The organism is Nocardia bhagyanarayanae (assembly GCF_006716565.1).
GTDB classification, from domain to species: domain Bacteria; phylum Actinomycetota; class Actinomycetes; order Mycobacteriales; family Mycobacteriaceae; genus Nocardia; species Nocardia bhagyanarayanae.
The window spans coordinates 5,201,080-5,227,289 of the sequence record NZ_VFPG01000001.1; the positions used below are offsets into that span (position 1 = coordinate 5,201,080).

The 26,210-nt window shown below is 67.9% G+C and carries 26 protein-coding genes; 17 read left to right on the forward strand and 9 right to left on the reverse strand.

Going from position 1 to position 26,210, the window contains the following annotated elements; all coding sequences use genetic code 11:
• Positions 1-139: 139 nt before the first annotated feature.
• Positions 140-1,369 (forward strand): glycosyltransferase, encoded by a 1,230-nt coding sequence (locus tag FB390_RS22585; protein ID WP_141810738.1) that lies wholly within the window; start codon positions 140-142, stop codon positions 1,367-1,369.
• A 63-nt stretch (positions 1,370-1,432) separates the two neighbouring features.
• Here FB390_RS22585 and FB390_RS22590 read toward each other — a convergent pair whose 3' ends face one another.
• Complete coding sequence (locus tag FB390_RS22590) at positions 1,433-2,389, reverse strand: LysR family transcriptional regulator (RefSeq protein ID WP_141810739.1); 957 nt, start codon at positions 2,387-2,389, stop codon at positions 1,433-1,435.
• A gap of 64 nt (positions 2,390-2,453) precedes the next feature.
• On the opposite strand from FB390_RS22590, the gene FB390_RS22595 reads away from it, so the two are divergent.
• The 9 genes from FB390_RS22595 to FB390_RS22635 all read left to right on the forward strand — a co-directional run bounded on the left by FB390_RS22595 (position 2,454) and on the right by FB390_RS22635 (position 11,709).
• Positions 2,454-3,602: an XdhC family protein gene (locus tag FB390_RS22595; RefSeq protein WP_185757137.1), complete on the forward strand. Its 1,149-nt coding sequence runs from the start codon at positions 2,454-2,456 to the stop codon at positions 3,600-3,602.
• A gap of 68 nt (positions 3,603-3,670) precedes the next feature.
• Entirely contained in the window at positions 3,671-4,561 is an 891-nt protein-coding gene (locus FB390_RS22600) for an FAD binding domain-containing protein (protein ID WP_141810741.1), read from the forward strand.
• 2 nt (positions 4,562-4,563) lie between these two features.
• On the forward strand, positions 4,564-5,082 hold the full coding sequence (locus FB390_RS22605) for a (2Fe-2S)-binding protein (protein WP_141810742.1): 519 nt from the start codon (positions 4,564-4,566) through the stop codon (positions 5,080-5,082).
• Positions 5,079-7,469, forward strand: coding sequence for an aerobic carbon-monoxide dehydrogenase large subunit (locus FB390_RS22610; RefSeq protein ID WP_141810743.1), 2,391 nt, complete (start codon positions 5,079-5,081; stop codon positions 7,467-7,469). The genes FB390_RS22605 and FB390_RS22610 overlap by 4 nt, the downstream gene beginning before the upstream one ends.
• A 25-nt stretch (positions 7,470-7,494) precedes the next feature.
• A complete protein-coding gene (locus FB390_RS22615) occupies positions 7,495-8,388 on the forward strand; it encodes an XdhC family protein (protein ID WP_141811962.1) in 894 nt (297 codons plus the stop codon).
• Entirely contained in the window at positions 8,385-8,978 is a 594-nt protein-coding gene (locus FB390_RS22620; protein WP_141810744.1) for a nucleotidyltransferase family protein, read from the forward strand. The genes FB390_RS22615 and FB390_RS22620 overlap by 4 nt, the downstream gene beginning before the upstream one ends.
• Positions 8,975-9,862 carry an AAA family ATPase gene (locus FB390_RS22625; protein WP_141810745.1) on the forward strand — a complete coding sequence of 296 codons (888 nt, stop codon included), beginning with the start codon at positions 8,975-8,977 and terminating at the stop codon, positions 9,860-9,862. Before FB390_RS22620 ends, FB390_RS22625 begins: the two co-directional genes overlap by 4 nt.
• Positions 9,863-9,874: 12 nt before the next feature.
• Positions 9,875-10,525, forward strand: a complete 651-nt coding sequence (locus FB390_RS22630) for an SRPBCC family protein (protein ID WP_141810746.1) — start codon at positions 9,875-9,877, stop codon at positions 10,523-10,525.
• Positions 10,522-11,709: a vWA domain-containing protein gene (locus tag FB390_RS22635; RefSeq protein WP_141810747.1), complete on the forward strand. Its 1,188-nt coding sequence runs from the start codon at positions 10,522-10,524 to the stop codon at positions 11,707-11,709. Before FB390_RS22630 ends, FB390_RS22635 begins: the two co-directional genes overlap by 4 nt.
• 10 nt (positions 11,710-11,719) lie before the next feature.
• Here the strand turns inward: FB390_RS22635 and FB390_RS22640 are convergent, their stop codons facing one another.
• Positions 11,720-12,094 carry a nitroreductase family deazaflavin-dependent oxidoreductase gene (locus FB390_RS22640; RefSeq protein WP_141810748.1) on the reverse strand — a complete coding sequence of 125 codons (375 nt, stop codon included), beginning with the start codon at positions 12,092-12,094 and terminating at the stop codon, positions 11,720-11,722.
• 145 nt (positions 12,095-12,239) lie between these two features.
• On the opposite strand from FB390_RS22640, the gene FB390_RS22645 reads away from it, so the two are divergent.
• The gene (locus FB390_RS22645; RefSeq protein ID WP_141810749.1) at positions 12,240-12,953 is read left to right on the forward strand and encodes a TetR/AcrR family transcriptional regulator; all 714 of its coding nucleotides are present in this window, start codon (positions 12,240-12,242) and stop codon (positions 12,951-12,953) included.
• Between the two features lie 19 nt (positions 12,954-12,972).
• On the opposite strand, the gene FB390_RS22650 is transcribed toward FB390_RS22645, so the two are convergent.
• A complete protein-coding gene (locus FB390_RS22650; protein ID WP_141810750.1) occupies positions 12,973-13,596 on the reverse strand; it encodes a hypothetical protein in 624 nt (207 codons plus the stop codon).
• Positions 13,597-13,682: 86 nt separating this feature from the next.
• On the opposite strand from FB390_RS22650, the gene FB390_RS22655 reads away from it, so the two are divergent.
• Entirely contained in the window at positions 13,683-14,261 is a 579-nt protein-coding gene (locus FB390_RS22655; protein ID WP_185757138.1) for a TetR/AcrR family transcriptional regulator, read from the forward strand.
• A gap of 107 nt (positions 14,262-14,368) precedes the next feature.
• Here FB390_RS22655 and FB390_RS22660 read toward each other — a convergent pair whose 3' ends face one another.
• Positions 14,369-16,822 carry an FHA domain-containing protein gene (locus FB390_RS22660; protein WP_141810752.1) on the reverse strand — a complete coding sequence of 818 codons (2,454 nt, stop codon included), beginning with the start codon at positions 16,820-16,822 and terminating at the stop codon, positions 14,369-14,371.
• Between the two features lie 195 nt (positions 16,823-17,017).
• A complete protein-coding gene (locus tag FB390_RS22665; protein WP_141810753.1) occupies positions 17,018-18,139 on the reverse strand; it encodes an RsbRD N-terminal domain-containing protein in 1,122 nt (373 codons plus the stop codon).
• Positions 18,140-18,335: 196 nt separating this feature from the next.
• On the opposite strand from FB390_RS22665, the gene FB390_RS22670 reads away from it, so the two are divergent.
• Complete coding sequence (locus tag FB390_RS22670; RefSeq protein ID WP_141810754.1) at positions 18,336-18,740, forward strand: nuclear transport factor 2 family protein; 405 nt, start codon at positions 18,336-18,338, stop codon at positions 18,738-18,740.
• Positions 18,741-18,824: 84 nt separating this feature from the next.
• Here FB390_RS22670 and FB390_RS22675 read toward each other — a convergent pair whose 3' ends face one another.
• The 4 genes from FB390_RS22675 to FB390_RS22690 form a co-directional block, all read right to left on the reverse strand.
• The gene (locus tag FB390_RS22675) at positions 18,825-19,604 is read right to left on the reverse strand and encodes an enoyl-CoA hydratase-related protein (protein ID WP_141810755.1); all 780 of its coding nucleotides are present in this window, start codon (positions 19,602-19,604) and stop codon (positions 18,825-18,827) included.
• Positions 19,605-19,674: 70 nt separating this feature from the next.
• On the reverse strand, positions 19,675-20,319 hold the full coding sequence (locus FB390_RS22680) for a hypothetical protein (protein WP_141810756.1): 645 nt from the start codon (positions 20,317-20,319) through the stop codon (positions 19,675-19,677).
• Positions 20,320-20,427: 108 nt separating this feature from the next.
• Positions 20,428-20,892: a hypothetical protein gene (locus FB390_RS22685; RefSeq protein WP_141810757.1), complete on the reverse strand. Its 465-nt coding sequence runs from the start codon at positions 20,890-20,892 to the stop codon at positions 20,428-20,430.
• Entirely contained in the window at positions 20,889-21,266 is a 378-nt protein-coding gene (locus FB390_RS22690; RefSeq protein ID WP_141810758.1) for a hypothetical protein, read from the reverse strand. Before FB390_RS22690 ends, FB390_RS22685 begins: the two co-directional genes overlap by 4 nt.
• A gap of 41 nt (positions 21,267-21,307) precedes the next feature.
• Here FB390_RS22690 and FB390_RS22695 point away from each other — a divergent pair, with 41 nt between their 5' ends.
• From FB390_RS22695 to FB390_RS22710, 4 genes are read left to right on the forward strand one after another with little or no spacing between them, the layout of a single operon-like run.
• Positions 21,308-22,360 carry an NAD(P)-dependent alcohol dehydrogenase gene (locus FB390_RS22695; RefSeq protein WP_141810759.1) on the forward strand — a complete coding sequence of 351 codons (1,053 nt, stop codon included), beginning with the start codon at positions 21,308-21,310 and terminating at the stop codon, positions 22,358-22,360.
• A 41-nt stretch (positions 22,361-22,401) separates the two neighbouring features.
• Positions 22,402-24,228: a glycoside hydrolase family 15 protein gene (locus FB390_RS22700; RefSeq protein WP_141810760.1), complete on the forward strand. Its 1,827-nt coding sequence runs from the start codon at positions 22,402-22,404 to the stop codon at positions 24,226-24,228.
• The gene (locus FB390_RS22705) at positions 24,225-25,598 is read left to right on the forward strand and encodes a glucose-6-phosphate dehydrogenase (RefSeq protein ID WP_141810761.1); all 1,374 of its coding nucleotides are present in this window, start codon (positions 24,225-24,227) and stop codon (positions 25,596-25,598) included. The genes FB390_RS22700 and FB390_RS22705 overlap by 4 nt, the downstream gene beginning before the upstream one ends.
• Positions 25,595-26,149 (forward strand): gluconokinase, encoded by a 555-nt coding sequence (locus FB390_RS22710; protein WP_185757139.1) that lies wholly within the window; start codon positions 25,595-25,597, stop codon positions 26,147-26,149. The genes FB390_RS22705 and FB390_RS22710 overlap by 4 nt, the downstream gene beginning before the upstream one ends.
• Positions 26,150-26,210: the final 61 nt, after the last annotated feature.

Sequence of the window (26,210 nt, forward strand, 5' to 3'; positions counted from 1 at the left end):
GAAGAACGCGAATGTGAGCGGGGCCTGCTCCCCTCCCCTTTTCAAGATATAGCGCACCCCGGGGCTTGCGGCAAGACCCGGGTCATGGCCCATCATTGTCGGCCGGAAGCCAGGACCTGCGGAAATGGGAGATGCGGACGTGCGTGTGTTGTTGACGACGGTGGGATCGCGCGGCGATGTCGAACCCGTGGTGGGTCTCGCGGTGGCATTGCGGGAACTCGGTGCGCAGGCGCGGGTGTGCGCGCCGCCGGACGAGGAGTTCGCGGCACTGCTGGCGCGTGCCGGCGTTCCGTTCGTGCCGCTCGGCCCGACCGTGCGCTCGGTGGTCGCCGGTGCGAAGCCGCCGACCGCGGAGGACGCGTTCCGGTTCGCTCGCGAGCTGGTCGCGGCGCGGTTCGCCACGCTCGCCGAGGCGGCCGAGGGATGTGACGCGCTGCTGGCGACCGGCCTGATGCCCGCAGGCGCCCGAGACGTGGCCGAGAAGCAGGGCATCGGCTACGTGTTCGCGTGCTTCCAGCTCTACGGATTGCCGTCGCGGCACTTCCCGCCCGGGGCGCGGCCGGGCAAGCAGTCCCCGCAGAACGAGACCGACAACCGGGTGCTGTGGGAGCAGGACGCCCAGCGGGTGAACGCGCTGTACCGCGAGGCGCTCAACACCCATCGCACGGAGATCGGCCTGCCGCCGGTGGACAACGTCCGCGACTACGTCTTCACCGACCGGCCGTGGCTGGCGGCGGACCCGACGCTGTGCCCGTCGCAGGGCATGACGGACCTCGACCTCGTGCAGACCGGGGCGTGGATTCTCCCGGACGACCGCCCGCTCCCGAAAGGGCTGGAGGCTTTCTTGGATGCCGGGGAACCGCCGGTGTACGTCGGCTTCGGCAGCATCGCCTCGTACGTCCCGAAGGACATCGCCCAGGTGGCCATCGAAGCGGTCCGCGCGCAGGGCCGCCGCGTCGTCCTCGCGCGCGGCTGGGCCGAGCTGGCCCCGATCGACGACGCCGACGACTGCTTCGCCGTCGGGGAGGTCAACCAGCAGGCGCTGTTCGGCCGCGTGGCCGCGGTCGTGCACCACGGCGGCGCGGGCACCACGACCACAGCCGCCAGGGCCGGTGCGCCACAGCTGGTGGTCCCCCAGATCGCGGACCAGCCGTACTGGGCAGACCGGGTGGCGGGGCTGGGCATCGGCGCGGCCCACGACGGTCCCGCGCCGACCGTCGACTCCCTGTCGGCCGCACTCGAACTCGCCTTGGCCCCGGAGACCCGAGAGCGAGCGACCGCCGTGGCCGCCACTATCCGCACCGATGGCGCGACGGAGGCCGCGAAAATGCTCCTCGCCATGACCGGCCAGACGGTGTCCGCGGGCTGATCGCCCAGTTGACGCGCAGGCCGGACGCGGCGGCCGGGCCGGTGCGCTCGGCTTTGCCCGCGTTCAACTCCACAGTGTCACATGAACTTTCGGACGGAATCGGGTGACGCCGACCCCGGACCCGCGGATCATCGCCTGGGTGCAGCGCGGAGTGGTGATGAACCGGAGTAGTTCCGACACCGCGGGCTGGCGGGCATCGGGTGGCAGTGTGGTCGCGCACCACTCGTCGGATACCTGGAGGCCGGGGCCGTTGATGTGGGTCAAACGACCGGCCGCGAGATCGGAGGACACGGCGAATCCGATCGTCAGGGTGACGCCCCCGACACGGCGGACCTCTTCGAGAGCGGCGGCGTCGCTCTGGAAGATCCGCTGCTGTGATTCGGGAATCGCCAACTCGCGCAACATCGTCGCGATATGCCCGTCGACACTGCCCGCGCTCGGTCCGAGCATCCACTGCTGTTCGCGCAGCAGCGCCGGATGCGGCGCGGCGCCCGCCAGCGGGCTGTCGGGGCGCGCGACGGAAATGATCCGATACTTCAGGAACGGCCGGGCGGTGACGGTCGTGTCGGTGCCCTCCGGTGCTGGCCCGAGCGCGATGTCCACCGCGCGGGTCTCGATGAGCCTGCGGAACTGGCTGGTCGGATGCACGCTCAGCTCGACCGACAGATCCTTCGCCCGCGCCGCGAACAGATCGATGAGGCCCGGCGCGGCATGTTCGGCGAACGCGCTCGACGCCGCGATGTGGAGCAGCCGTCGGCCGTGCGCCGCTTCGCTCACCTCGATGGCGGTCTGGCGCTGTAGTCCGAGGATCTCGATCGCCCGGCTGGCCAAGCGCAGCCCGCCGGGTGTGAAGATCAGTCCCGCCGCCGCGCGGGTGAACAGCGGGTCGTCGAGCTCCTTGCGCAGCTGCGCGATATGCATCGAGACACCGGCGTCGGACATCCCCAGCTCTCTGGCCGCCGCGTGGACGGAGCCGAGCCGCACCACGGTCGAATAGGCCCTGAGCTGGGCGGGCGTCACGCTCCGAGTCTAGTTTGGAGATGGACGCGGCGCCTACCGCCGCATTGTGCCCGGAGGACACATCGTGCAGGACGTGCTCACGGATCTGATGACAACCTGGAACGCCGGGGCCACGGCTGGGGTCGCGACGGTCGTGCGGACCTTCCGTTCGGCCCCGCGACCGCCGGGCGCGGCCATGGTCGTCGCCCCGGACGGGACGGTCGGCGGTTCGGTCTCCGGTGGTTGCGTCGAAGGCGCGGTCTACGACCTCGCCACCGAGGTCGTCCGGACCGGTCGCCCGGTCTTGCAGCAATACGGCTTCTCCGACGACGACGCGTTCGCTGTCGGCCTCACCTGCGGCGGCATCATCGATATCTTCGTCGAGGCGATCTCGCGGGAGACGTTCCCCGAACTGGGTGAGATCGCCACGGACATCGCCGACCGCCGGCCGGTCGCGATCGCGACGATCATCGAACACCCCGACGCCGCCCGGGTAGGGCGACGGCTGCTGATCCGGCCGGACACCGCACACGGCACGCTGGGTTCGGCGCGCGCCGACGACGCGGTGATCGATGACGGACGCGGGCTGCTCGCGGCGGGTCGCAACGAGGTGCTGACCTACGGTCCGGACGGGCAGCGTCGCGGCGAAGGTATGGCGGTTTTCGTCGCGAGTTACGCGCCGCAACCGCGGATGCTGGTGTTCGGAGCGATCGATTTCGCCGCCGCGGTCGCCAAGCAGGGGTCGTTCCTCGGATATCGGGTGACGGTGTGCGACGCGCGGCCGATCTTCGCCACCTCGGCCCGGTTCCCGACCGCCGACGAGGTCGTCGTCGACTGGCCACACCGCTATCTGGCCGCCCAGATCGCGGCGGGCGCGATCGACTCGCGGACCGTCGTCTGCGTGCTGACCCACGATCCCAAGTTCGACGTCCCGCTGCTCGAGGTGGCGCTGCGCGAGCCCAGGATCGGTTATGTCGGCGCCATGGGGTCGCGCCGCACGCACGACGAGCGGATGACGCGCCTGCGCCAGGCCGGCCTCACCGACGAACAACTCGCCCGGCTCGCCAGCCCCATCGGACTGGACCTCGGCGGCCGGACGCCCGAAGAGACGGCGGTCTCGATCGCGGCCGAGATCATCGCGCGACGGTGGGGCGGACACGGCCGCGCGCTGACGGAAACCGGCGGCCGGATCCACCACGCACCCGGCGCGGACAGCGGATTAAGCGATTACTGAAATCGGTCTTGACGGCTGCATGAGCGGGGCAGAGGCTGAGCTTCTCCCATCGATGTGAGGTCGATCACATGCAGGTTCCCGGGCCATTCGAATACGAGCGCGCGACGGGCGTGGATCACGCCATCGGACTACTGGACCGGCTGGGGGAAGAGGCGCGCATCATCGCGGGCGGGCACAGCCTGCTGCCGATGATGAAGCTGCGTCTGGCCAATCCGGAATATCTGGTCGACATCAACGACCTGGCCGCCGAGCTGGGCTATATCGTCACCGATCCAACCCTGGTGCGAATCGGTGCGATGGTCCGGCATCGGAATTTGCTGGAATCAGACCGCCTCGCTGCGGTGTGCCCGATCTTCCGCGACGCCGAGCGCGTGATCGCCGATCCGGTCGTGCGCAACCGCGGCACGATCGGCGGGTCGCTGTGCCAGGCCGATCCAGCCGAAGATCTCACCACGGTCTGCACGGTCCTCGGCGCCACCTGTCTGGTGCGCGGACCGTCCGGCGAACGGGAGATCGCGATGGACGACTTCTTGGCCGGGCCGTACGAAACCGCCATGTCGCACAACGAACTCCTGATCGAGATCCGGATTCCCGTGCGGCACCGGACCTCGAGCGCCTACGAGAAGGTGGAGCGCCGTGTCGGCGACTGGGCGATCGCTGCGGCCGGCGCGACGGTGACGTTGAACGACGGCGCGATAGCGGCCGCACGGATCGGCCTGACGGCGGTCGATCCGGATCCATCGGCGCTGGCCGCCGCGGCGGACGAGCTCATCGGAAAGCCGCCCACCGAAGAGGTTTTCGCGGAGGCGGGCCGCCGGGCGAGCGCGGCGTGCTCACCGGTCTCCGATGCGCGCGGCAGCGCGGACTACAAGCGCCATCTCGCGTCCGAACTGACGATTCGCGCGCTGCGCACGTCGGTCGAGCGCGTCTCGAACCAATCCGCCCTGAAAGGGAATTAGCCATGCAGGTAACCATGACCGTCAACGGCGAGCCGGTCACCGCGGAAGTCGAGCCGCGCACCCTGCTCGTGCATTTCCTGCGAGATCAATTGCGGCTCACCGGAACCCACTGGGGCTGTGACACCAGCAACTGCGGCGCCTGCGTGGTGGAGGTCGACGGCGAACCGGTGAAGTCGTGCACGATGCTGGCCGTCATGGCGGGTGGTCGCGCGGTGCGCACCGTCGAGGGACTCGAAGTGGACGGCCAACTCGATCCCGTACAAGAGGGTTTCATGCAGTGCCACGGACTCCAGTGCGGATTCTGCACGCCCGGCATGATGATCACCGCCCGAGCACTGCTCGACCGCAACCCGAATCCCGACGAGCAGACCATCCGGGAGGCGATCTCGGGCCAGATCTGCCGCTGCACCGGATACACCACGATCGTGCGGTCGATCCAGTGGGCCGCGTCGAAGCAACGAGGCGAAGCCGCGGAACCCGAACCCGCCGCCACGGCAACGCCGGCGGGGAGCGCGTCATGACCGCCGTCGAGCCCCGCCCCGAAGACCGGGTCGACAACGACCGCAAGCCGTGCGGTCACGGCAGGATGCTGCGCAAGGAGGACCCGCGGTTCATTCGCGGACGCGGCAATTTCGTCGACGACGTGGCGCTGCCCGGCATGCTGCACATGGCGATCCTGCGGTCCCCGTTCGCGCACGCGCGCATCGTCAGCGTCGATGTCTCGGCGGCACAGGCGCACCCGAAGGTCAAGGCGGTCGTCACGGGCGCGGATCTCGCGTCGAAGGGCCTGGCCTGGATGCCGACGCTGTCCAACGACGTGCAAGCGGTGCTGGCGACCGACAAAGTCCGATTCCAGGGCCAGGAAGTGGCCTTCGTGGTCGCCGAGGATCGCTACTCGGCGCGCGACGCGCTGGAGCTGATCAATGTCGAGTACGAGATGCTCGATCCGGTGATCGATGCCAGGACCGCACTGGCGCCCGACACGCCGGTGATCCGCGACGATCTCGAGGGCAAGCGGGACAACCACTGCTTCGACTGGGAGACCGGCGACGCCGCCGCCACCGAGGCGGTGTTCGCGCGCGCCGACGTCGTCGTGAAGCAGGAGATCATCTATCCGCGCGTGCATCCCGCACCGATGGAGACCTGCGGCGCGGTCGCGGATCTCGATCCCGTGACGGGAAAGCTCACGCTGTGGTCGACGAGTCAGGCGCCGCACGCCCACCGCACGCTCTACGCGTTGGTGGCCGGACTGCCCGAGCACAAGATCCGGGTCATCGCACCCGATATCGGCGGCGGGTTCGGCAACAAGGTGCCCATCTATCCGGGATACGTGTGCGCCATCGTCGGATCGCTGCTGCTGGGCAAACCGGTGAAGTGGATGGAGGATCGCAGCGAGAACCTCACCAGCACCGGGTTCGCCCGCGACTACATCATGGTGGGCGAGATCGCCGCCACCGCCGAAGGCAAGATCCTCGCCATCCGATCGACCGTGCTCGCCGATCATGGCGCCTTCAACGGAGCCGCCGCGCCGTTGAAGTATCCGGCCGGCTTCTTCGGCGTCTTCACCGGCAGCTACGACATCGAGGCCGCCTACTGCAAGATGACCGCGGTCTACACGAACAAGGCGCCCGGCGGCGTCGCCTACGCGTGCTCGTTCCGGATCACCGAGGCCGTCTACTTCGTCGAGCGGCTGGTCGACTGCCTCGCGCACGAACTGAAGATGGATCCGGCCGAGCTGCGGCTACGCAATCTCCTTCGCCCCGAACAGTTCCCGTACAAAAGCAAGACCGGCTGGGTCTACGACTCCGGCGACTACGAGAAGACCATGCGCCTCGCGATGGACATGATCGGCTACGACGCGTTGCGAGAAGAGCAGCGGGACAGGCGAGCACGCGGCGAGCTGATGGGCATCGGAATGTCCTTCTTCACCGAGGCCGTGGGCGCGGGTCCGCGCAAGGACATGGACATCCTCGGGCTCGGGATGGCCGACGGATGCGAGCTGCGCGTCCACCCGACCGGCAAAGCCGTTCTGCGACTGTCGGTTCAGACCCAAGGCCAGGGACACGAGACCACGTTCGCCCAGATCGTCGCCGAGGAGCTCGGCATACCGCCGGACGACATCGACGTGGTGCACGGCGACACCGATCAGACGCCGTTCGGCCTCGGCACCTACGGCAGCCGGTCGACACCGGTCTCGGGCGCGGCCGCCGCGCTGGTGGCGCGGAAGGTGCGCGACAAGGCGCGGATCATCGCCTCCGGCATGCTCGAGGTCTCCATCGCCGACCTGGACTGGGAGAAAGGCTCGTTCCACGTCAAGGGCGATCCGTCCGCGGCCGTCACGATCCAGCAGATCGCGATGCGCGCGCACGGCGCCGGTGATCTGCCCGAAGGTATCGAGGGCGGACTCGACGCGCAGATCTGCTACAACCCGGAGAATCTCACCTACCCCTACGGTGCGTACTTCTGCGTCGTCGACATCGACCCGGGGACGGCCGTGGTGAAGGTCCGCCGCTTCCTCGCCGTCGACGACTGCGGAACCCGGATCAATCCGATGATCATCGAGGGCCAGATCCACGGCGGTATCGTCGACGGCATCGGCATGGCGCTGATGGAGATCATCGCCTTCGACGAGGACGGCAACTGCCTCGGTGGGTCCCTGATGGACTACCTCATCCCGACGGCGCTCGAGGTCCCGCATCTCGAGACCGGCTACACGGTCACCCCTTCGCCGCTGCATCCGATCGGTGCGAAGGGCATCGGCGAATCGGCCACGGTCGGATCACCCGCGGCGGTGGTCAACGCGGTGGTGGACGCGTTGGCGCCGTTCGGGGTTCGGCACGCCGACATGCCGCTGACGCCGTCGCGGGTGTGGGAAGCGATGCAGGGCAGGCCGAGACCGCCCATCTGAGTGGATTCGAGCGATGAGATCACCGATGAAGATCAGCGAACGAGCGCAGCAGCTGGTCCGCACCCGGACTCCGTTCGTACACGCGACCGTCGTGCGCGCGCAGCAACCGACCTCGGCGCACGCCGGGGACGAGGCGATCCTCTTGCAGGACGGGACGATCGAGGGATTCGTCGGCGGCCAATGCGCCCAGAACTCGGTCCGCAAGGCCGCGCTGGGCGCCCTGCAGTCGAACGAGAGTGTGCTGCTGCGCGTGCTGCCGGACGGCGATCTGCAATTTCCGGAGGCGCCCGGCGCCGCGGTGGTGGTGAATCCGTGTCTGTCCGGCGGAGCGCTGGAGATCTTCCTCGAGCCACAGATCCCCGCGCCGCTGGTGCGCATCTGCGGCGCGACACCCATCGCGGACGCGCTGGCCGACGTGTGCGAATTGGTGGGATTCGGGGTGCGACGCAGTGTCGCCGAAGCCGACCCGCTGGATTCGCCCACGGACACGACGGCGATGGTCATCGCCAGCCACGGTGGGCCGGAAGCCGAACTGATCCGCGTCGCCCTCGACGCGGGCGTGGGCTATATCGGCTTGGTGGCCAGCAGGATTCGCGGGGCGTCGATCCTCGACGAGCTCGGATTGACCGACGCCGAACGCGCACGCGTCCATACCCCGGTGGGTTTGCCGATCGGTGCCAAGACCTCCCAGGAGATAGCCGTTTCGATCGTCGCGGAACTGATCCAGGCGATCCGCAAGGATGGCTTGACTGTCCCGTCGAGCCCGGTGGGCGTCGTATCCGAGGCACTCGATCCGGTGTGCGGCATGACCGTCGTGGTCGGGTCGGACACGCCACATCTCAGTGTCGACGGCGTCGACTATTGGTTCTGTAGCACCGGCTGCCGCAAATCCTTCGCAGCGACGAAGACGGACTCATGACGAGCGGGTTCGTCACCGGAGTCGTCCTCGCCGCGGGTACCTCACGGCGACTCGGTACCGCGAAACAGCTGCTGCCGTACCGGAATACGACGGTTCTGGGCGCCACCCTCGACGTGGTGCGATCCTGCGCTTTCGATCAGATGATCGTCACCCTGGGCGGATCCGCGGCGGCGATCCGGCAGCAGGTCGATCTCGCCGGGCTGGAGGTGGTCATGGCCGAAGACTTCGATTCGGGCTGCGCGTCGTCGTTGCGTTCGGCCCTGCGCTCGGTGGACCCCCGGGCCGAAGGAATCGTGCTCGTGCTCGGTGATCAACCGGGTCTGTCGGCGGCGACCGTCGACCGGCTGATCGCCGAGGGAACGACCGGCGCCATCACCGTCTGCCGCTACCGCGACGGCCTCGGTCATCCATTCTGGTTGAGCCGCGGCATGTTCGGCGAGCTGGCCCGATTGCACGGCGACAAGGCCGTGTGGAAGATCATCGAGTCGGGCCGCGTGCCGGTGTCCTGGCTCGACATCGGCGCCCCGGTGCCCTTGGACGTGGACACCTGGGACGACTACGAGCGCCTGCGCGCCGCGTCGCCGCCATGATGTCGCCGTTCGACGATGTCGAGGACGTGGTGCGACGTTTCGACGCCGACGACTACCTGCTCGACACCGGGACCGCCGCCGCCTTCTATCTGGCCACCACGTTGGGGCGGCCGCTGCTGCTGGAAGGCGAACCGGGCGTGGGCAAGACGACGGCGGCGAAGACCCTCGCCACCGTGCTCGGCGCGCCACTGATCCGCCTGCAGTGCTACGAGGGCCTCACCGTGAGCGAAGCGCTGTACGACTGGAACTACCAGCGCCAGCTGCTCAGCATCCGGCTCGCCGAGGCGCGCGGCGCCGACCTCACCGAAGCCGACCTGTTCACCGAGGCATTCCTGGTCGACCGGCCGATCCTGCGCTGTGTGCGGTATCGCGGTCCGACGCCGCCGGTGCTGCTCGTCGACGAAATCGACCGTGCCGACGACGAATTCGAGGCGTTGCTGCTGGAATTCCTCGGTGAGGCGGCGGTCACCGTTCCCGAGCTCGGGACCTTCGTCGCCGAACAGCCGCCGCTGGGGGTGCTGACCTCGAACCGCAGTCGCGACCTGCACGACGCGCTGCGGCGGCGCTGCCTCTATCACTGGATCGACTACCCCGAACCGGCCCGCGCGGTGGCGATCGTGCGACGCACCGTGCCGGGGGCGACCGACGCGCTGATCGAGCACGCCACCCGATTCGTCGCCCACGCCCGGACCCTCGATCTCGACAAGCCGCCCGGCGTCGCCGAGACCATCGACTGGATCGCCGCGTTGGCGACGCTCGACGTCGCCGATCTCACCGCGCCGGAGGCGATCGCCGCGCTCAGCGCACTGGCGAAGACACCCGACGACCGCGACACCGTGTTCGGGGCGTTCGCCGAATACACCCAGGACTTGGCTCCCGGATGAGAGGAAACTCCGATGAAGATCGCCAACGAGTTCACCGTCAACGCACCCGTCGAGCGGGCATGGGAGGTGCTGACCGACCTCGAACAGGTGGTGCCGCTCATGCCTGGCGCACAGATGGTGGGCTGGGAGGGAGACGATTTCCTCGGCAAGCTGAAAGTCAAAGTCGGTCCGGTGATCAGCGAATTCAGCGGGAAGGCGAATTTCGTCGAGCGCGACGAACTCGACCATCGAGCCGTCATCAACGGCCGCGGCCGGGATTCGCGCGGATCCGGCAATGCCGCGGCGGTCATCACCACACGATTGCGCGAAGACGGCGACAAGACCCGTGTCACCGTGGACACCGACCTCAAGATCGTCGGCAAGCTCGCGCAATTCGGCAGCGGGATGCTGCAGCAGGTGTCCGAGAAGATGATCGGTCAATTCGTCGCATCGCTGGAAGCGAAACTCGCGGAGGGGGATTCGGCTTCAGCCGAGCCGGTGGCCGAGGCGGACAGCCGAGCTGCGCGGCCACAACCGGTCGCGCAACCCGAGCAGGCGCCGCTCGATTTGGCCGATCTCGTCGGGTCGGCGATGATCCGGAAGTATGCGCCCGCGATCGCGTTGGCGCTTGCGGCACTGCTCGGAATCGTTCTGGCACTCAGGCGAATTCGCGGGCAGCGATGACGCGAGCGGTTCTGCTGCGCGGCGTCGATCTGGCCGCGTTCGCTGTCGCGGTCGTCGCGCGACTGCGGCGTGGCGGGGTCGCGGTGGCGCCGAGCGGGCCCGCGCTGTACGTGCAGGCCCTGCGTCGCATGGCGCCGCGAACGCGCACCGAGCTCTACTGGGCTACGCGCCTCACGCTCGTCGATCGGATGCAGGATCTGGCGCCCTTCGACGCGGTCTTCGCGACGCTGTTCGCCGACGCGGTGCTGGGCACGGACCCGCCGAGCCGAACGCACGGAGCGCCGCCCGGACGCGCGACGGCGCCGGGCACGGGCGGTCGCGGACAGCCTCGGCAAGGTGGTGAAGTACCTTGGGCGACACTGGGATCGGTAGCCGGCTCCGACCGCTCGACCGACCAGAGCGCGACGCTGCCGGAGGTGCTGCCGAGCCGGTTCGCGGCGCGGGCACAGGAACCGTTCGCCCGCTTCGATCCGGGCGATCTGCGCACCATCGGGACCTGGCTGGAACAGGCGTCGGCGCTCTGGCCCCAGCGCAGCAGCAGGCGCTACGAAAGCCATCCACACGGCAAGCGGATCGACTTCCGGGCGACGATGAACAACTCCCGCCGCACCGGCTGGGAGTCGGCGGTGCTGGTCCGCACTCGTCCCCGCCGCCGACGCCGCCGAATCGTCTTGATCTGCGACGTCAGCCGCTCGATGCAGCCGTACGCGACGATCTACCTGCATCTGATGCGGGCCGCGATGCAGCGCCGCTCCCCCGATCGACCCGAGGTCTTCGCCTTCTCCACCTCGCTGACCAGGCTGACCTCGGTGCTGGCGCACCGCTCCCCCGATGTCGCGGTGGCGCGGGCCAACGACAAGGTGGCCGACCGCTACGGCGGCACGCACATCGGCCGATGCCTCGGCGCGCTGCTCGCGACGCCGTTCGGTGACGCGGTGCGCGGCGCCGTCGTCGTCATCGCCTCGGACGGCTGGGACAGCGACAGCCCCGATGTCGTCGCCCGTGCGATGGCTCGCATCCGGCGCCGCGCTTGGCGCGTCATCTGGCTCAACCCCCGCGCGGGCGATCCCCGATTCCAGCCCACCACCGGCGCGATGGCGGCGGCGCTGCCGTTCTGCGACATCATGATGCCCGCGCACACGCTGGCGGGTATGCGGGAATTCGTGCAAGCGCTGGCATCGTAGGTCGTCCGGGTCAGGCCGTGACCAAGTCCATGCGAAGGAACTCGTTGATGCGCAGCAGCTTCGGCGGACGCGCCACGTCGACAGGCATGGCTTGGAACGCCTCCTCCGTTCCGATCAAACGCGGGGCGGCGAGGTCGACCTCGGTGCCGTCGACCCGGAGCCGCGCGGTGCCCGCCGCCAGGATGTTGCGCACCCAGTCCGAGCCCGATCCGTACACCGGAACGAACAGGTAGCCACCGTCGACGGGATGCGCGTCGAGCGGCGTGCGGTAGGTCGCGCCGGAGACTCGGCCGACGTGAATCAGTACGGGCCACTTCCCTCCCGCGATCGCGCGGGGATTGAACACCCGCTTGTTGACGTGCCCCCACCACCTCGGCATAGGCATTGGTGATCTCCTTCTCTCGCCCCGAAAGGGCATCGCGGGTTGGTCGTATGCCGGGAACGCGGCTGCTGACAACCCCGGAAACTTACACCTGTAAGGCTGACTTACACTTGTAAGCTTGTCAACACCTTCGCACCCTGGAGAAGTGATGCCCCCACGCCGACCCCTCAGCAGAGATCGCGTGCTGGACGCCGCGATCACGGTTGCCGATCGCGGTGGGGCGGAGGCTATTTCGATGCGGCGGGTAGCGCAGGAACTGGGCGTGGAGGCGATGTCGCTCTACAACCACGTGCCGAACAAGGACGCCCTCCTCGACGGCGTGGTCGACGCGGTGTTCGCGGCGATCGAGCTACCCGCGGTCGAATGCGACGAGTGGCGCGATGCGATCCGGGCGCGCGCTCGCTCCGCGCGTGCGGTTCTGTCGCGGCACAGCTGGGCTCTCGGGCTCATGGATTCCCGGCGCAATCCGGGACCGGCGACCTTGCGCCACCACAACGCCGTCCTCGGCGTCCTCCGGGAAGCGGGGTTCTCGCTGGCCATGTCCGCGCACGCCATCTCGCTCATCGACAGCTATGTCAGCGGGTACGTCCTCCAAGAGGTGAACCTGCCGATGACGACTCCGGCCGATGTCGAGGAAGTCGCGGGCGACCTCCTCGAGCAGCTGCCGGCTCAGGAGTTGCCGTACCTCACGGAAATGATCGTCGACCACGCCCTGCGACCCGGCTACGACCACACCACCGAGTTCGACTTCGGGCTGGAGCTGATACTGGACGCGCTCGAAGCTCGCCGGGCAGCGTCATCGACATCCTCGCCGGCCGCCGGTGCGTCCGCGAGCACGGGCGGCGGCCAGGCCGACCCATGAGATACCGGTGGAACTGTCGTCAGCAGCTGCGGCCGTGTGTGATGTTGTAGATGGGGTTGCCCGGTACGCATTCGGGTGCCCCGGGCAGGCTCTGGTCGATGGGGTGCGTCAGCCACCATGCCATTCCGAGTACAGCGACAGCGGCGATCGCGCCGACAGCCGGGATGGCGCGGCTGCTCATCGACCGACGGGCCCAGACGATGCCCAGGCAGAGCGCGGCGGCGAGAGTGGCGACGCCGCCGGCGATTTCGAGCAGAGAACCGACATCCTGCGGCGGCTCTCCGATGGTGATCGTGTTCGACAGTACTTCACCGGTGATGTACATCCATTGCCCCGCGACGAGACCAGCGACCGCGATGCCCGTGGCCCGGACGGCGGGTAGCTGCGCCCACAACAGGATGACCACCGCGTGCAGCACGACCAGCAGCGTGACAGTCGCCGCGGCGAGCATCGGGTCGAGCCAGTCGGTGACCGGATTGCGGCCGTCCTCGGCGCGGACCGCGGTATAGCCGAACCACGCCGCGGCGAAGAAGCCGCCGAGCAACGCCGAGAATCCGAGGACCGGCGGGACGGTTGGAGTGGGCCGAGCGGGGGCGGGCGGCGCCGATGATCCATGTGGTTCGTGGGCTCGGGCACTGGTCATGATTCTCCTCATCCATAGCTGGTGAGTGCGTGCGCACTCACCCTAGAATGGTAGGTGCGTACGCACTCACTGACAAGGGAGAAGAAATGCCACCCAGCGCACGGGACCGACTGGTCGCCGCGACCATCAAGCTCACCCGTGAGCACGGAGGCCAGATCACCACCGCGCAGATCGCCCGGGAGGCAGGATGCTCGGAGGGCAACATTTTCAAGCAGTTCGGCAGCAAGTCCGCCCTGCTCACCACTGCACTGTGCGAAGAACTTCCCAGGATCGCCATCGCCGACAGCGTCGCCGCGGTCGGCAGCGGCGACCTGGACAAGAACCTGCGCGACCTGCTGTCCGCGCTGATCGAGTTCCAAGGCAGCGCACTGCCTTTGATGGCCGTCCTACTCAGCGACCCCGCCCTCCGCGCCGAATATCAGCAAGTCTCCGGGAAACAAGGCACTGGACCACAGCTGGCAGTGGACCGTATTGCCGACTACCTGCGTGCCGAACAGGAGCTCGGCAGACTCCGCGGCGATCTGGACGCCGACGCCGCAGCCGTCCTGCTACTCGGGGCAGCCCAGAACCTGGCGCTCACCGAGCTGGCCACCGGCTCGCCGCGGCAGACGGACAGACTCCTGCCCGATGTCGCGACACTGCTCACCACGTCACTCACTCGATAATCCCGGCTACGCGGCAGGCCGAGCACGACAACGATCGTGTGGGAACCGCCGCGCAGGCATTGCGGAATCTTCGAGAAACGCCAACATCCCCGGACGCGGCTCGCTCGTCAGATCCGCGCGGGACGGGCGCCGCGGCGCCGTGGGCGCAGCTGGTACAGGCGGTACCAAGCCAGCGCGAGGAAGACGATCCCCAGGGCCGCGACGACTCCCATGTCGACCAACCACGTTCCGATGCTGTGTTTCCACAGCGGGTCGGCCGCGCCGTCGTGCGGCGAGAGGGTGTCGAGGTCGAGGGTGGCCGCTCCCGCGGCGAAACCCCACCGCGAGGGCGAAATATAGGACAACTGCTCCAGGAAGATGGTGCCGGGCAGCCGCACCAGGCCGCCGGTGAGCACCAGTTGCGCCATCGAGAGCACGATCAGCAGCGGCAGTGTCTTCTCGGAGGTGTTGACCGAGACCGACACCAGTAGGCCCAATGCCAGCGACGTGATGCCGAGCAGCGCCATCGCCAGCATCAGCTCCACCTCGACCGAAGTGAACAGCCCGCTGGGCGGCATATCCACGCCGATGGTGCCGATCAGCACCAACATCACCGCTTGAATGGTGGTGATCACCCCCAGTACCAGCATCTTCGACATCAGATAGACGCCCGCGGACAAGCCTGCCGCGCGTTCTCTGCCGTAGATCGTCTGCTCCTTGACGATCTCCCGGATCGAGTTGCCGGTGCCGACGAAGCATGCGGCGAACATCAGGATCATGAGTTTGGTCGGTGCGTCGACGTTGGTTCCCGGCGTCCCGGCGAAACCTTCGCCCGGCGGCACCGCGGCGATCAAGCCGCCGAGCAGAATGGGCATCACGCCGAGCAGCGCGAGATAGCTTCGGTCCGAGGCGATGACGGCCAGGTAGCGACGGCACAGCGTACTGAGCTGGCTGAGCTTGGACTGGGGCGCGGGCGGCGGCTCCGGCGGGCGCACCTCCGTGGGGCCGACCTCGTCGGTCAGTCCGACCGCCACGTACTGCTGGAAGTACGGCGAATCACGGAACTCGCCCGCCCAGTCGCGGTCGGCCTCGCGTTCGAACGCCTGGAACACTTCGGCCCAGGTGCGCTGCCCGAAGTGCCGCAACCCTTCCGCGGGCGGACCGTAGTAGGCCAGCCGACCGCCGGGCACCAGGACCAGCAGGCGGTCGCAGGCATCGAGATTCGCCACGCTGTGCGTCACCACGATGACGGTCCGTCCATCGTGCGCCAGCTCGGACAGCATTTCCATCACCGTCTTGTCCAGGCCGGGATCCAGGCCGGAGGTCGGTTCGTCGAGGAACAGCAGCGACGGCTTGGTCAGCAACTCCAGCGCCACGTTCACGCGTTTGCGCTGTCCGCCCGAGAGCCGATCGATGCGGGTGTCGGCGTGCTTCGCCAAGCCGAGCTCCCCGAGGACCTCGTCGACCCGCTGCTCCCGCTCCTCGCGACGGGTGTCGCCGGGGAAGCGCAGTTCGGCCGCGTAGAGCAGCGCGCGCCGAGTCTGGAGCTGGTTGTGCAGGATGTCCTCCTGCGGTACCAGGCCGATCCGATGCCGGAGCTCGTCGTAGTTGGTGTACAGATCGCGTCCGTCGTAGCGAACCGTTCCCTCCGTCGCCGGTCGCAACCCGGTGACCGCGCCGAGCAGCGTCGACTTGCCCGCTCCGCTGGGCCCGATGACGCCGACGAGCGAGCGGTGCGGGATGGGGAAGCTCACCTCGTCGAGCAGCACCTTGCCCTCGCCCGTCCGCACGATGAGGTTCTGCACCGAGACCGACACGTCGCCGGTGTCGACGAACTCCCGCAGTTCGTCGCCGACCAGCCGAGCCGTGGTGTGCCCCATGCCGATCAGATCGGATTCGGAGAGGTCGGCGGCATCGACCCGGGAACCGTTGACGTAGGTGCCGTTGTGGCTGCCGAGGTCGACGATCCGGTACTTGCCGTCGCCGAGCATCCGCAGTTCGGCGTGATGGCGGGAGACCATGAGGTCGGACACGACGATGTCGTTGTCGGCGGCGCGGCCGATCCGAAGCGGGCTCGAGGTGATCCGGACTACCGCGCTGGGGTCGGCGGCCGGAGCCAACGATCGCGCGACCGGCCGATCGCCCGTGCGGAACTTCGTGACCGTCGCTTCATCGTCGAGGTCGTAGCCGGGATCGGGGACGATCATCGTGTCGCCGCTGCCGGGATCGCCATCGGTCTCGTGGCCGGGTGGCGCTTCGACCGAACAGGTCAACTGCTCGCCGTCCCGGGCGTGGCCGAGCTGGAACGTCTCGTCTCGGTCGATCACCATGCGCTCGACGCGTTTACCGTCGAAGTAAGTGCCGTTGCGGCTGCCCGCGTCCTCGATTTCCCACCCGTTCGATCCCCGTTCCAGAACGGCGTGCACGGCGGATACCCGGGGATCGGTCACCACGATGTCGGAGGCGGGATCGCGACCGACGTTATATGCGCCACCGGCGCGTAGCCGATAGACACGTTCCCTCGTCTGCACCACCAGAACCGGCGCCTCGGGAAATTCCGTGGAGGACGGTTCATCCGCCATAACCGGAGTATACGACCGTGCCACACGGTGCCCGCAATAGTCGATCATCGGTATGCGATTCGAATATGTTGCACGGCACCGACCACAATGGAAGATGGAAATCGCGGTGTGACTGCGCAATTCGATCTCGATATGAAACCAGGATGCGAAATCGACGCCGAATGTTTCCGATTCAAGGGCAATCGCGGCCGAATGTCACGATTTGTCGCCGGGCGCCCGCAGCAGCAGTGTTTGCAGCGCCAGATACAGCAGCGCCGCGTCGGCGGGTACCGCGAAGGCCGCGCCGGTGAGTCGCTCGATTCGCTTGAGACGATGCAGGACCGTGTTGCGGTGCAGGTGCAGCCGCTCCCCGACCGCCGACGTGGAGCCACCGAGTTCGTACCAGGCCAGGGCGGTCCGCACCAGCGCGTCGGCGTCGTCGGGATGGAGTCGATCGAACGCGGCGAGCGCGTCCGAGAGGACATCCGCGGCGAGTCCGGGGTTCGCCGCGATCAACGCACGCGCCGGGGACGAGGCATAGGTGTGGATTCCGATGTCCGCCTCGCTCAGGCAGCGGAAGGCGAGGCGCGCCTGGTCCAGTGCGGTAGGCGTGGCCACTAGGTCGGTGAACGGCTTGCTCGCCCCGGCTCGCGTCCGCACGGTTCGGAGCGCGCGGCCGAGGGTGACCGGCGAGACCGCGGCGGCGAGGGTGACTCGGTCCTCGGCGAGACGGGTGCGGACGGTGGTTAGTCCGTTCGCGACGAGGTGCACGTCGCCGACCAGAACGACGAACGTGGCTCGGGCCGGCAGGCGCATTCTTCTGCCCAACCCCGCACGCTGCGTCGCCGGGAAGCCGGGATCGAGCAGCGCCCGCAGCAACCGTTGATCGGGTTGTTCGGTCCCGGCGACGACCACGCGCCGGTAGGCCTCGGCCGCCGCGACGGAATACTCGTCGACGGTCGCCCACATCAACGTCGACAGCCGAGGTAGCGCGGGACGGTCGTCATCGTCGGCGCGTTCGACGATGACCTCCCAGAACGCCATGCCCGCGACACGGAAGGCGTGCAGCAAACTGTCCAGCGGGATGCCTCGCTCGGCCTTGAGGCGTCCGGCTCCGCGTGCGGGTTCGAGTGAATAGGACGCTCCGCCAAGGGAATCCAGCAATGCCTCGAGGCTGTCGGCCACCAGGACGGCCAATTCGTGATGATCGAGCGCGGCGTCGCCGTAGTCGCGGTCGTCGTTTTCGATTCTGGCGGTGACCATTTCGGAGATCGCGGCCAGATCCGCGCGCAGCTCGTCGAGGAGGCGCGGGCGGTCGGCGTGCGTGTCCTGGGTCACTGTCGTCAACCTAGCGTTCGTTGTGCGCGCGCACAACGAACGCGTTCGAAGTGGCGGCGTTCGCCCGTCGCCACGACGGACGGCTCCCCGCGACACTGAAGTCCCTGATCGGTCACAGCCTCCAGAGTGGCTCTCGCAGAACGCCTCTCAGGCCGGATCGACGAAACTACTGCTACAACGATCGGAGTCCACCCTCATGACCATTGCCACGCGAGAACTGTTCGAGCGCTACCACGCGTGCTGGGCGGACCGCGACCCGGACCGGATCATCGAACTCCACACCGCCGACTCGGTGTTCCACCTGCACTCCGGCCAGGAACCCGCCCGAGGCCGCGCCGCCATCCGTGCGGCGGCGGCGGGCACTTTCGCCCTGGTTCCCGACCTGACCTTCCACCTGATCTCGTTGCGCGTCGGAGACGATTTCTGGGTGGTGCAATGGCAGCTGACCGGGACGTCGGCGACCGGCAATCGCGTGTGCGTCGACCTCGCGGACTTCGTCCTGGTCGAGGGCGGTGCCGTCAAGGAGAAGCACTCCTACGTCGACGGCGTCGCCATGCAGGCCGCGCTCGCATCGCAGCCCGTTGCGCCGTCGCAACGCTGAAGCCGTGGGATGCGTTGCGGGACTCGGCTTTCACCTTGACCAGGAGGTTCGAATCTCGCATGCCATCGGCCTGTGCCGGGGTTGCTAGTCGCGCCAGACGGGTGGGCGCTTCTCCAGGAAGGCGGCCATCCCTTCGCGGGCGCCGGGTAGTTGCGCGGCGGCGGCCATGACTTCGAGGGCGAGGGTGTAGGCGTCCGCTTCGGGGCGGTCGAGTTGGGCGTAGAGGGTGCGTTTGCCGAGTGCTTTGTTGGCCCGGCTGCCCCGGGTGGCGCGGGCGAGCAACTCGTCCACGGCGGAGTCCAGCTCGGCATCCGGCACCGCACGGTTGATCAGGCCCCACTGTTCGGCGGTGCGGGCATCGATCGGGTCGCCGGTGAGGGCCAGCTCCATCAGCCGTTTGCGGCCGACGGCGCGGGCCACCGGAACCGCGGGGGTGTGGCAGAACCAGCCACCCTTACCGCCGGGGAGCGCGAAACCGGCCGATTCGGCGGCGACGGCCAGATCGCAGGAGGCCACCAGCTGGCAGCCCGCGGCCGTCGCCAGGCCGTGTACCCGGGCGATCACCACCTGCGGCACCGATTGAACGGTCGACATCAGCTCGGTGCACAGGCTGAGGAGTTCCCGCACGCCGAGCAGGTCGCGAGCGGCGACATCGGCGAAGTCGTGTCCCGCGGAGAACACCGGACCGTGCGCGCCGAGCACTATCCCGGTGGCATCGGTCTCGCCCGCGGCCCGGAACGAGGCGAGGAGTTCGGCCAAGTGCTCCCCCGACAGCGCATTGCGCCGATCCGGCCGGTTCATGGTGATGCGCACCGTTTCGCCATCCCGCGCGACCAGCACATGCTGATACTCCAGAGCCGTCATATCTCCACCGTAGATCGCCACGGGCGGCGCCACGACGACTCCGGAGCGGCACTATCTCCTGTGTCCGGTTTCAGCCGCGGGGCAGCCCGGGATCACTCGGCCGCGGCCCCTTCGCGGGATTGGCCCACGAGGCGGGTCCGTCAGGTCCTGGCGCGTCGGCTACACGGCTCTGTCTGTCCGCGTCGGCGACTGCTCTCGCATCGACCTCGCGTCGCGCGAAGGCGATATCGCGTGCGCTACGCACCGACAATCGGCCGAGCGAGGTCGCGGCGAAGAAGAGGATCAGCGCGCCGAGACCGTAGAAGTAGGTCAGTTGCAGCACAGCGCTTTTCCAGTCGGACGTGGCGACAGGGTCGCCGACATGCCCGATTCCCAGCGGGTCCGCCAGTACCGGTCCGATGACGAACCAGAAGCCCGCCGCCACTCCCAGCCACGCGCCGAAGCTCGCCACCAGGCGGTTGCGGCTGACCAACATGAGCAGTCCGCCGACGACCGCGGCGACGCCGGGCAGCACTTGGAGCCACCCACGCGCCGCGGTCCACACCCACGGCTCGTCCGGAGTGAACGCGAAGTCGAAGTACGGCCCGAGGAACGGGATCAGCGCACCCCAGGCGCCCAGCAGTAGCACCGCGAGCCCGCCGATGGCTCCCCGGCTGCGCGGAATTCGGAGCGGGCGGCCGCGACCGGCGGGAACAGTGTCATCGACGTCCCTCATGACGCCTCCAATCGTCGGGGTAGGTGCTTTACACCGCCTACCCCTTGTCCACCGCGCTACGCACGAATGCCGCGAGGCGGGTTCACGGCGGCTACTACGCCGAGCGTTCTATCCGCCGAATCCCACCAGGGCGGAGGCGAGGTCGGGGACCTCGAGCACCTCCAGTGCTTGCTGACGCACATCGGGGCAGGTCTGCGTGGTGACGGTGTCGACGATGGTCTTGTCCTGAACGACGTCGTCGGTCAGCTCGTTGCGGGCCGCCCAGTTCTGCACGGTGCCGTTGAAACTGGTCTTGGCAACCGTCGAACCTTGGTCGCGCCAGTTGTCGAGTTCGGGCTGGATCATGTCGCACAACTGCTGACTGGCTTCGGCGCCGATTTCGGCGCCCGTCGTCGGCGAGGCCGCGGGAGTGGTAGTGGGCTGTGTCGTAGTGACGGGCAGTGTGGTCATCATGGTGGTGGTTTCCTGCGCGGTGTCGTCGCCGTTGTCACCGCAGCCGGTGAGCACGACGGCCGCGGCCACTGTCCCGGCGACGAGAACGGAGCGGGCAATTCGACCCCGGTTGGCGATCATGACATCTCCTTCTGGTCGAGTCGTAGGTCTTCTGTGCGGAAGCCCAGGTGAACACCGATCATCATCAGGGCGGGCAAGCGTTGGCCGAACACTTCGGATTCGCTGAACACGACTTCATCGACGGCGTGTACCGGCCTGAGCTCGGCGCGCTCGCGACATGTGGGATTCGAAGCCGAGCCGTTTCGACCGGATGCGGTGCGATTCACCGAAATTGTGCCGGGCGAGCGGGCATCACGTGGCGCATTCCGAAGATTTCCCGCGCCGCGGCGTTGCCACGGCCGCAGGAGGCTGCTGTAGCGGAGATCGCGTGGTGGTAACAATCGTTGGTGGCCCGGGGTGAAGCTGCTAAATTTGCGAAGATTCGCCGTCGACATGCCCGTTTCTACGATCGTAAGCGTTAGGGAGAGGCAGGACGATGAAGGCGTTCGTCATGAAGGAGATCGGGTCGGTGGGGTTCACCGAGAAACCCGTCCCGGAGCCCGGCCCATTCGACGCCGTAGTGCGGACTACCACGGCCCTCATCTGCACATCCGACTCGCATACCGTCCAGGGTGGTATCGGCCCGCGGGAGAACCTGACCTTGGGTCACGAGGCCGTGGGAGTCGTGCACGCGGTCGGCAGCGAGGTACGGCGCATCCGGCCGAACGATCGTGTCCTGGCCGGTGCCATCACCCCGGATTGGGGCGATACGGCCTCGCAGAACGGGTTTCCTTCGCAATCGGGTGGCCCGCTGGGCGGTTTCAAATTCGCGAACTCCAAAGATGGCGTCTTCGCCGAGTACTTTCACGTCAACGATGCCGACGCGAATCTCGCCGTCATCCCGGACGCGATTCCGGACGATTGGGCGGTGTATTGCTCCGACATGCTGTCGACCGGATTCATGGGCGCGGAGAAGGGCAACATCCCGATCGGCGGCACCGTGGCGGTCTTGGCGCAGGGACCGGTGGGCTTGATGTCGACGGCGGGAGCGAGATTGCGGGGCGCCGGTCTGATCATCGGTGTGGAATCGGTACCGGCGCGGCAAGCGTTGGCACGCCGGTACGGCGCCGGCGAGATCATCGATTTCACGAGCGAGGATGTTGTCGAGCGGGTACTCGAACTGACCGGCGGTGAGGGCGTCGATACCGCGATCGAAGCGCTCGGCGCCGATGCCACGTTCCAGACCGCGGTGAAGATCACGAAGCCGGGCGGAACGATCTCCAACGTCGGATATTTCGGCGACGGCGAATTCGTCCGAATACCCCGCGTCGAATGGGGAGTCGGCATGGCGGACAAGACGATCGCGACCGGACTGTGTCCTGGCGGGCGGCTCCGCATGGAGCGTCTGCTGCGCATCCTGGAGTCGCGCCAGGTCGACCCGACGCCGATGACGACGCACGAATTCGCTTTCGACGACATGGAGCAGGCGTTCGAGGTTTCGGACAAGAAGCTCGACGATGTCGTGAAAGTGCTGATCCGTTTCGGCTGACAACGCCGCCACTTCGCTTGCCTTCTCCGGGAAGAGCTGAGATGCACGATCCCGATCCACCGTTCAGGCCGATCCGCCGCCGAGACGGATACCTCCCGCTCGAGGACTACGGGCTGATCGGAGACGGCGCGACCGCCGCCCTCGCCGGTGTGGACGGCACGATCCCCTGGCTGTGTATTCCCCGGTTCGACGCCGAACCGCTGTTCTGCGGACTGCTCGATCACGCACGTGGCGGGTCGTTCACCGTCGCCCCGGAGAACTTGCTCGAAGGCCGCCAGCGCTATCAACCCGACACCGGCGTGCTGGAAACCGAGTTGCGCTGCGAAACCGGAGTCGTCCGGCTGACCGATGCGATGGTTCTGCGCTCCGGCGCCGACCTGCGCGACGACGCTCCGGCCAACCGCGCCGAACTCGTTCGCTCCGCGGTCGTCGTCGACGGACACGTCCGTTTGAACGTGGATGTCTCGCCGCGCGGCGGCGGCGAGGTGAGGCCAGTGTTCAGCGGTCTCGAGATCCGCGCGAAATCGCAACCGGGCCTGCGGCTGCATCTGCGCGGCAACCGGCCGCTGACCGGCCTGCGCAGCACCTACGAGCTGGAACAGGGAGAACGGCTCGAACTGGTGTTGTCCTGGGGACGATTCCATCGCCACCACCAGTTCGACGCCTCGTCGATGCTGCACGACACCGCGACCGCCTGGCGATCGTGGTTGACGGATTGCAGCTACGACGGCCCGCGGAAACCCCTGGTCCGGCGTGCCGCGATCACCCTCAAACTGTGCGACCACTGGGTCAACGGCTCCCTCGTCGCCGCGCCCACCTCCTCACTCCCGGCGCCGATCGGCGGCGTCCGCAACTGGGACTACCGTTATGTCTGGATCCGCGACGCCGCCTACGCCGTATATGCCTTGCGCCGCATCGGCTTTCAGGGTGAGGCCGACGCGTTCCTCGGATGGGTTCTCGACGCGTTCGAACGCAGCGACGGACTTCGCATCATGTACGACATCGACGGCGCGCCCGTGCCCGACGAGACCGAGGCCGCCGATCTGGAAGGCTACCGGCGCTCGGCTCCCGTCCGCTGGGGTAACGGGGCTGCCGACCAACGTCAGCACGACGTCTACGGCGAGATTCTGGATTGCGCCGACCAGTGGCTGCGCTCCGGCGGGGAGATTCAGCCAGACCTGTGGCCGAGCCTGGCTCGCCTGGCGGATGCGGCCGGTCGATCATGGGAGGAACCGGATCAAGGCATCTGGGAAGTGCGGAGCCAAGGCCGTGCGTTCACCTACAGCGCCGCACTGTGCGAGGTCGCGCTGGATCGCGCCGCCTCGATCGGCGAACGCTTCCGTCTGCCAGGGCCGGTCGGCACGTGGCGCGCCACCGCCACGCACATCCGCGAATCCATCCTGAAACGCGCGTGGGACGATCGCGCGCGGACGCTCAGCGCACATCTCGACGGCGGCGGCGCCGTGGATGCCAGCCTGCTTGCGCTGCCACTCCGGCATGTCGTCCCCGCCGATCATCCACGCATGGTGGCGACAGCCGCCGCGGTGGCCGATCGCCTCGGCGCGGGAAACGGTTTGCTGTACCGATACCTGCACGACGAATCGCCCGACGGCCTGCCGGGCGACGAGGGCGCCTTCGTCCTGTGCAGCTTCTGGCTGGTCGACAACCTGACCATGCAAGGCCGCATCGAGGAAGCCGAGCAGCTCTACGACTCACTGTGCGATCGCGCCAGCACGCTGGGGTTGTTCTCCGAACAGATCGACCCCTCCACCGGTGCGTTCATGGGCAACTTCCCTCAGGCGTTCAGCCACATCGGCGTCATCGCCAGTGGCGTGAACCTCGCACGCGCGAAGGCGGACCGAGAATGATCCAACGGCTTGTCATCTTCGGCGGCACAGGCGACCTGACCGGACGGTACCTCCTGCCGGGGCTGGCCGCACTGCACGAGTCCGGAAAGCTCGATACGGGTTTCCAGCTCGTCTGCGTCGATCTGAAAGACTGGGACGACAAGCAATTCCGGGCGTGGGCCGCCGACCAACTCGACCAGCATGCCGCGAGTACGGCAGGCGACAGCAGACGAGCGATCACAGCCGCCGCACGATATCGGCGAGCCGACATTCAGAATCCGCTCGAGGTGGCCGAAGCGATCGCCGGTGCCGGTCCGGTGGCCGTCTACCTGGCGTTGGCTCCCGCACTGTTCCCCACGGCGATCCGAACGCTGCACGAAGCGCACCTGCCCGACGGCAGCCGGATCGTGCTCGAGAAGCCTTTCGGCGTGGACCTCGCCAGTGCCGAGACCCTCAACCAACTGCTGTCGGACCTGGTACCGGAACAGGCCGTCTTCCGGGTGGACCACTTCCTCGCCATGACGACCGTGCAGAACCTGCTCGGCAGCAGGCTGGCCAACCGCGTGCTCGAATCCCTTTGGAACAGCGCGCATATCGCCAAAGTCGAGATCACCTGGGACGAGACGCTCACCGTCGAGGGCAGGGCCGGGTACTACGACAACGTCGGGGCGCTCGAGGACATGGTGCAGAACCATCTCCTGCAATTGCTGTGCCTGGTGGCCATGGAACCTCCGATCACGCTGTCCGAACGTGATCTGCGCGACCGCAAGGTCGACGTGCTGCGGTCGATACGCCCCCTCACCGACGACGACATACCGCACCGCACGCGCCGGGCACGCTACAGCGCGGGCACGATCGGCGATCGCAGTGTCCCCTCCTACACCGACGAGCCCGGCGTCGACCCGCAACGTGGCACCGAGACCTACGCTGAAATCGAACTGGCACTGGACAATTGGCGATGGTCGGGAACGACCTTCGTGCTGCGCACCGGCAAAGCCCTCGGCGCGGACCGCAAGGAAGTCGCGGTCCACTTTCGTCCCGTACCCCACGTGCCCTTCGGCCACGATGGGTCGACATCGCCGAACATCCTGCGTTTCGCGCTCGACCCCGAAAGCCTCACCCTCGCTCTCACGGTGGTGGGACCCACCGCGGGCACCTTGGTTCCGCTCACCATGACCGCACCGATTCAACCACCGGAACTTCCCGCCTACGGACGGCTCCTGCTGGACGTCCTGACCGGAAACGCGGCCCTGTCCATCCGCGGCGACGAAGCCGAACAGGCATGGCGGGTCGTCACCCCGATCATTTCCGCCTGGTCGCGGGACCTCGTGCCACTCGACCACTATCCCGCGGGCTCGGTCGTGCCGAGCGGTGTCGGCAACGGTCGATGAACACATCGGATACCCCCGGTCGTCCCCCGCCGCCCTGCATCGTCGTCATGGGTGTTTCCGGCACCGGGAAAACGACGATCGCTCGCCTACTGGCCGACGAATTCGGCATCCCGTTCGCCGACGCGGACGATTTCCACCCGCCGGCGAACGTCGCGAAGATGGCCTCGGGCACCCCGTTGGACGACAGCGATCGCGGCCCCTGGCTCACCGCGGTCGGCCGCTGGCTGCACGACCACTACGCCGCCGGCACGGGCGCCGTGGTCGCCTGCTCGGCACTCAAACGTCGCTACCGCGACATACTGCACGCCTCCGCGCCGTCGGTGTTCTTCCTGCTCCTGACCGCCAGCCGCGAACAATTGATCGAGCGGATGACCGGTCGCCACGGTCACTACATGCCGCTGTCCCTGCTCGATTCCCAACTGGACGCGCTCGAACCACTGCAACCCAGCGAACAAGGCGCCATCCTCCCGGCCGATCGAGCACCCGATCACATCGCCGGTGCGGCGGCCGCGCTCCTCCGAAAAGCCTCTGGCGCACCGGAATCCGGGTAGCTCCAGGTCCTGACCGCGACCTCCGGAGCACGCGAACCGTAGTCGCAGTGCGGCCGCGCCA